This is a genomic window from Streptomyces sp. SID3212 (assembly GCF_009865405.1).
GTDB lineage: Bacteria > Actinomycetota > Actinomycetes > Streptomycetales > Streptomycetaceae > Streptomyces.
Window position 1 is genome coordinate 1 of sequence record NZ_WWJY01000045.1, and the last position, 5,915, is coordinate 5,915.

Sequence of the window (5,915 nt, forward strand, 5' to 3'; positions counted from 1 at the left end):
CCGCCCGGCCCTGCGCCGCGACGCCGCCGAGAACCGCGCCCGCATGATCGACGCGGCCGGCCGGGCCTTCGCCGCGCAGGGACCCACCGCCGGCATGGAGGACATCGCCTGCCTCGCCGGAGTGGGCCCCGCGACGCTCTACCGCCGCTTCCCCACCAAGGAGGCCCTGGTCACGGAGCTGGTCGAGGTCTTCTACGACAAGCTGGTCACCCTCGCCGAAGAGGCCGGACGGCAGCCGCCCGGCGAAGGCCTCGACCGGTTTCTCCGTACCGTCGGACGGCTCATCGCCGGCAGCCGGGGGTACCTCCCCGGCACGTGGGGCGAACTGGCCCGCCCCGCGCAGGTGGCGCACCTGCGCGGGATCACCGACCGACTGCTGTCCGAGGCGCGGCGGGCCGGCGTGGTCAACGACCAGGTGACCGTCACCGACATCGCGATGGTCGTGTGGGGGATACGCGGGGTCGTGGAGACGTCGGGCGCCGCCGCCCCCGACGCCTGGCAGCGCCATCTCGACGTCGTGATGGCCGGGCTCCGTACCCCGCACATCGCCTTCAGCCGGCCGCCCCTGGACACCGGCCAGGTGGACCGGATGACGTCGGAGCCGCACGACTCCCCCTGAACGGGTACGGCGTCACCCGGCGCCGCACGCCTGTCCTCGGACCGATATCACCCGATCTCACCCCGATCTCAGCCCCATCTCACCCCGACCGCCGGGGCTGGAGCGTCGTCGCGTACGACCCGCCCCGCGCCAGCAGCTCCTGATGGCTGCCCATCTCCACGATCCGGCCGTGCTCCATCACCACGATCCGGTCCGCGTTCCGGATCGTGGACAGCCGGTGCGCCACGACGAACACCGTCCTGCCCGCCACCAGCCGCGCCAGCGCGTCCTGGATCAGCGCCTCCGACCGGTTGTCCAGCGCGGACGTCGCCTCGTCCAGCACCAGGATCCGCGGATCCCTGATCAGTGCCCTGGCGATCGCGAGCCGCTGCTTCTGGCCGCCCGACAGCCGGGCGCCGCGCTGCCCCACCACCGTGTCCAGGCCGTCCGGCAGCCGGTCCACGAACTCCGTCGCGTTCGCCGCGTCCAGCGCGTGCCGCAGCGCGGCCTCGTCCTCGCCGTCCGCCAGGCCGTACGTCACGTTCTCCCGGATCGTCCCCTCGAAGAGGATCGACTCCTGCGGTACGACCGACAGGAAACGCCGGTACGTCCGCAGATCGAGCGACGCCATGTCCGCGCCGTCCAGCAGGATCCGCCCCTCGGTCGGCCGGATGAACCCGATCAGCAGGTTCAGCAGGGTCGACTTGCCCGCACCCGACGCGCCGACCAGGGCTATCGTCTCGCCGGGCCGCACCGACAGGTCGAAGCCGCGCACCGAGGGTTCCGCCGCCTCGGGGTAGCGGTATCCCGTCCCCTCGAAGTCGATCCGCCCCTCGACCCGCTCGACGGACGTCTTGCCCTCGTTGCTCTCCAGGTCCGGCGCCTGGAGCACCTCGCCGACCGAGCGCACCGACTCCAGCCCCTTGGAGATGATCGGCGTCAGGTTCATCAGGGTCATCAGGGAAGCGGTCAGCGCGGTGAAGAACGTGCTGATCATGACGACGTCACCGGCCGATATGCCCATCCAGCCGTAGTACGCGACCACCGCCGAGCCCGTCAGACAGCCGACCGCCAGCGTGTTCAGCAGGATCCAGGACAGCGAGCCGAAGCGCCCGTTGAGCACGTCCAGCCGGAACCCGGCGGTCAGCACCCGCTCCAGCGTGTTGTCGACGCGGTGCAGGGCCGTACGCTCCAGGCCGTGGGCGCGGGTGATGGGGATCAGCGTGGTCATCTCGCCGACGCGCGAGGACAGCCGCTCGATCTCCAGCCGGAACTCCTCGTTGTTCGTACGGATCCGCGAGCGCAGCCGCCGTACCAGCAGCGCGGCCAGCGGCACGACCACGAGGAACACCGGCAGCACCACCGGCGTGCGGAACCCGATCACCACCAGGCCGCCGAGCAGCGTCATGATGGCGCCCAGCCCCAGGTCGCCGCTCTGCTGGGTCATCTGCTCGACGGCCTCGACGTCCCGTACCACCTTGGTCTGGAGGACACCCGCGCTCACCCGCGCGTGGTAGCCGAGGGACAGGTACTGCATCCGGCGGCAGAGCGCGGACCGCAGCTCACGCCCCATCCGGCGGATGCTGGCGCTCATCAGGCGCGCGTAGAGCAGCGCCATCGGAAAATTGAGGGCGAGGACGAAGACGAGGGCCCCGGCGTTGTACCAGAGCTCGGAGACGGGCCGGTGCTCCACGACCACGTCGATGATGTTGGCCGTGATCAGCGGGAGCAGCCAGACGGGGATGTGTTTGACGGTGAACACCGCGACGACGAGGAGGAGCCTGCGGCGGTCGGGACGGAAGAGGTAGGCGAGGGTACGGAGCGGATGCTCCCCCGAGTAGTGGTGGTCCAGCGGACCGGGGCGGTGAGCGGCTTCGGGTTTCTGCATGGAGAGCGGAGTCCTTTTCGGCAGCGGTCGCACGCGCTCGACGTGCCGCCGCAGTCTCCTCCGACCGGCCCCCGGACCGGAAGCGCTTTCCGGAGCGTGGACGCGGACCGTGGACCCCGACCCGCACCGGCCGCTCGGCGCGTGCGAAACGGCGATCGGTGAGAGGGTGGCTGCATGGCTGATCAGGGCGCTCGGCCGGGCGCCGGGTCGCTGCCGGACGACTGGCCCGCCGATCCGGGACTGGGACTCGCCCTCAACCGCATGGGCGGTTTCGACTGGAACCTCGTCAGCGGAGCACTCCATCTGGACGGCCCCGCCCTCGAGGTGTTCGACCTGCGCGAGGACGAGTACGACGGCAGGGGCGAGTCGCTGCTGTCCCGCATCCCGCCCGACGAGGCGGAGCGCGTGAACGCCGTCGTGGGACAGGCCGTGGAGCGGGGTACGGACCGCTATGCCACGTACTTCCAGATCCGCTGCCGCGACGGGTCGATGCGGTGGACCCACACCCAGGCCCGGATCCTCCGCGACGAGCGGACGAACGCCGTCCGGGTCATCGGCATCGTCCGGATCGCCCACCACGACCTCGCCGACGCCGCCGCCAGGAACGAGCTGGACGCGGGCCGGCGGCGGCTGACGGAGATGGTGGAGCGCACCACCACCCTGCTGTCCCACGCGGAGACCGTGCACGACGTCATCGAGGTCCTGGAGGACGAGGAGGCACTCGGCCACCTCAGGGCGGAGAGCGTGTCGCTCGGGGTGGTCGAGGGGACACGGATCAGGCTGGTCGCGCAGGGGCGGAACGGCCCGTTCGCGACGGAGCTCCAGTACACCCGGATCGACGAGCCGTACCCGACGAGCGAGGCGGTACGGACCGAGCGACCGCGCTTCGTCACCTCGCGCGAGGAGTTCCGCGACGCCTACCCGCTGCTCTGGCCGCACATCGAGCCACTGGTCGTCTCCTCGGGGGCGTATCTGCCACTGATCGCCCAGGCCAGGCCCATCGGCGTGCTCGCCATGCTCTACCCCCGGCACGGCGACTTCAGCGACTCGGAGCGCGCGCTGCTCGTCGCGCTCGGCAGCAGCATCGCGCAGAGCCTCCAGCGGGCCATGCTCTACGACCAGGAGCACGACCTCGCCGAGGGCCTCCAGCAGGCGATGCTCCCGCGCCACATCCCCGACATCCCGGGGGCGCTGACGGCCGTCCGCTACCGCCCCGCGCGGATCGGGCGGAGCGTCGGCGGTGACTGGTACGACGTGCTCCAGCTGCCCGGCGGCCGGGTGGGCCTGACCATCGGCGACGTCCAGGGCCATGACACGGACGCCGCCGTGGTGATGGGCCAGCTCCGGATGGTGCTCTGGGCGTACGCCGCCGAGGGCCACCCGCCCGCCACCGCCATGGCCCGCGCCGCCGCCTTCCTGCACGAGCTGGACACCGATCGCTTCGCGACCTGCACGTATGTGGAGGTCGACCTCGCGACGGGAGATTTGCAGATCGTACGGGCGGGGCATCTGGACCCGATGGTGCGGGTCGCCGACGGGAGCTGTGGCTGGATCCCGACGACCGGCGGGCTGCCGCTCGGTCTCGCCGCCGAGTTCGCCGGGGACGGCGGGATCGACTATCCGGTCACCACCGGGACGCTGGGCCCCGGCGACACGCTGCTGCTCTGCACGGACGGCCTGGTGGAGGAGCCCGGCACGGACCTCGGGGACCGGATGAAGGTGCTGGCGGAGGCGGTCAGGACGGGTCCGGAGGAGCTGCCTGACCTGGCCGACATGCTGTTCGACCGGCTGGGCACCCAGGGCGGCGGTGACGACATGGCACTGCTGCTCCTGCGGCGGGAGGCCGGGCCCGGGTCGCCGCCCCGTTCCCGTACGCGGACCGACCCCACCCGGTAGGAGCGGCGGGGCGGGGGCGGTCCGCGTACGGGACGGTGGGCCGGCCGGTCAGCCCTCGACGATCTCCCGGACCTCCGCGGTGACGGTCCAGTGGGCCGGGTGGATCTCCAGGAAGCGCCTGGCCCACTCCAGGGCCTCGGCCTTGTCCCTGGCCTGGATCAGCGAGTAGCCGCCGATGACCTCCTTGGTCTCGGTGAAGGGCCCGTCCGTGTACCGGACCTTGCCGTCGGCCCAGGTGACCCGGGTGCCGTCGGAGGTCGGCGCCAGACCGGCCGTGTCCAGCATGACCCCCGCCTTGGTGATCTCCTCCAGCAGCGCGCCCATGCGCGTGTCGAAGTCGGGGCCGGGGGGCTCGGTCGGGGGGTTCTGCTCATCGACGCGGATCATCGTCAGGAAGCGCGGCATGGTGACTCCGTGATTCGGTAGGTGGCCCTGGCGGGCCGGAGCGGGGCTTTCCCCGCCTCTCACCCGTACGTCGAACGGGAGGCGCCCGGATCGACACCTCCCCGGAAGTTTCTCCGGGATACGTCATGATCGCCGCCCGAGGGCCACGACGAGAGGGGCCGGCGGGTGGCCTTCGGGGCTGTCATCGCGTGTTCTCCCCGGCGTTTCCCCGACCCCCTGGTTCATTGGTGTGTGCACGGCAATGCTGGCGGCAGACAGTCCTACAGTCCTCACCCGTGCGAACTCAGCGTCTTCCAGGAGAAGTTGTGGGCCCAGGCAACGCCTGGCGGTCCGTCGTGCTGTTCACGGCGGCGACCGCCCTGACGGCGGGGGCGGTCTCCCCGTCCTTCGCCGACTCCACCCCCGACCCCCGCCCGCTGACCGCCGCCGAGATCCTGCGGCCGGTCGCGCCCCCACCGGCGAGCGCGGCCGGCGGGACACCGGGGACGGTGACCGCCGGGGGAGCGGGTGAAGACCCGCAAGGCGAGGCTCTGGACGGCGAAGGGCTGGAAACGGCCCGCGCCTCCCGGCCTGTAGCCCCCGGTGTCACCCTCACCTCGTACGACCGGCTCCGGGCCGCCGCGTGGCTGCGGGTCGACGCGCTCTCCGTCGACCTCGACGGCGGAGCCCGGGCCGACTACCTGTCCTCCGGCCAGGTCTCCGACCGGCGTACGGTCTCCGAACTCGCCGCACTCCACGACCCGGGCGCCGGGCGCCGTACCGTCGCCGCGATCAACGCGGACTTCTTCGACATCAACGAGACGGGCGCACCGCAGGGACCCGGTGTCAGGGACGGTCAGGTCGACCACTCCCCGGCGGCCGGCGCCGAACGGGCCGTCGGGATCGGCCCCGGGAACGCCGGGCGGATCCTCCGGCTCTACTTCGAGGGGACGGTGACCCTGCCCTCGGGACCGCGCCCCCTGGCCGCGTACAACGCCGCGAACGTGCCCGCCGGTTCCGTCGGCGTCTACACGCCGGGCTGGGGCCGTGCCGACCGCGCGCTGACCGTGGACCGGGCGGCCCCCGTCGCGGAAGCGGTCGTCAGGGACGGCGCGGTCGTCTCCGTGACGGACCGCCCCGGCACCGGGC

Annotated in this window: 3 protein-coding genes and 2 pseudogenes; 3 read left to right on the forward strand and 2 right to left on the reverse strand. The window is 72.2% G+C overall.

All coding sequences use genetic code 11. The annotated features are described in order from the left end of the window. A partial coding sequence (locus GT042_RS01895) for a TetR/AcrR family transcriptional regulator (protein ID WP_161306946.1) occupies positions 1-619 on the forward strand: 619 nt, incomplete at its 5' end. A gap of 79 nt (positions 620-698) precedes the next feature. Here the strand turns inward: GT042_RS01895 and GT042_RS01900 are convergent. Beyond that, a complete protein-coding gene (locus tag GT042_RS01900) occupies positions 699-2,486 on the reverse strand; it encodes an ABC transporter ATP-binding protein (RefSeq protein ID WP_161306947.1) in 1,788 nt (595 codons plus the stop codon). A gap of 174 nt (positions 2,487-2,660) precedes the next feature. Here GT042_RS01900 and GT042_RS01905 point away from each other — a divergent pair. Beyond that, a pseudogene (locus GT042_RS01905) lies at positions 2,661-4,331 on the forward strand (SpoIIE family protein phosphatase); the annotation flags it as partial. A gap of 99 nt (positions 4,332-4,430) precedes the next feature. On the opposite strand, the gene GT042_RS01910 reads toward GT042_RS01905, so the two are convergent. Further along, entirely contained in the window at positions 4,431-4,787 is a 357-nt protein-coding gene (locus GT042_RS01910) for a YciI family protein (RefSeq protein ID WP_161306949.1), read from the reverse strand. A 305-nt stretch (positions 4,788-5,092) separates the two neighbouring features. On the opposite strand from GT042_RS01910, the pseudogene GT042_RS01915 reads away from it, so the two are divergent. Then, positions 5,093-5,915, forward strand: a pseudogene (locus tag GT042_RS01915) (multidrug transporter); the annotation flags it as partial.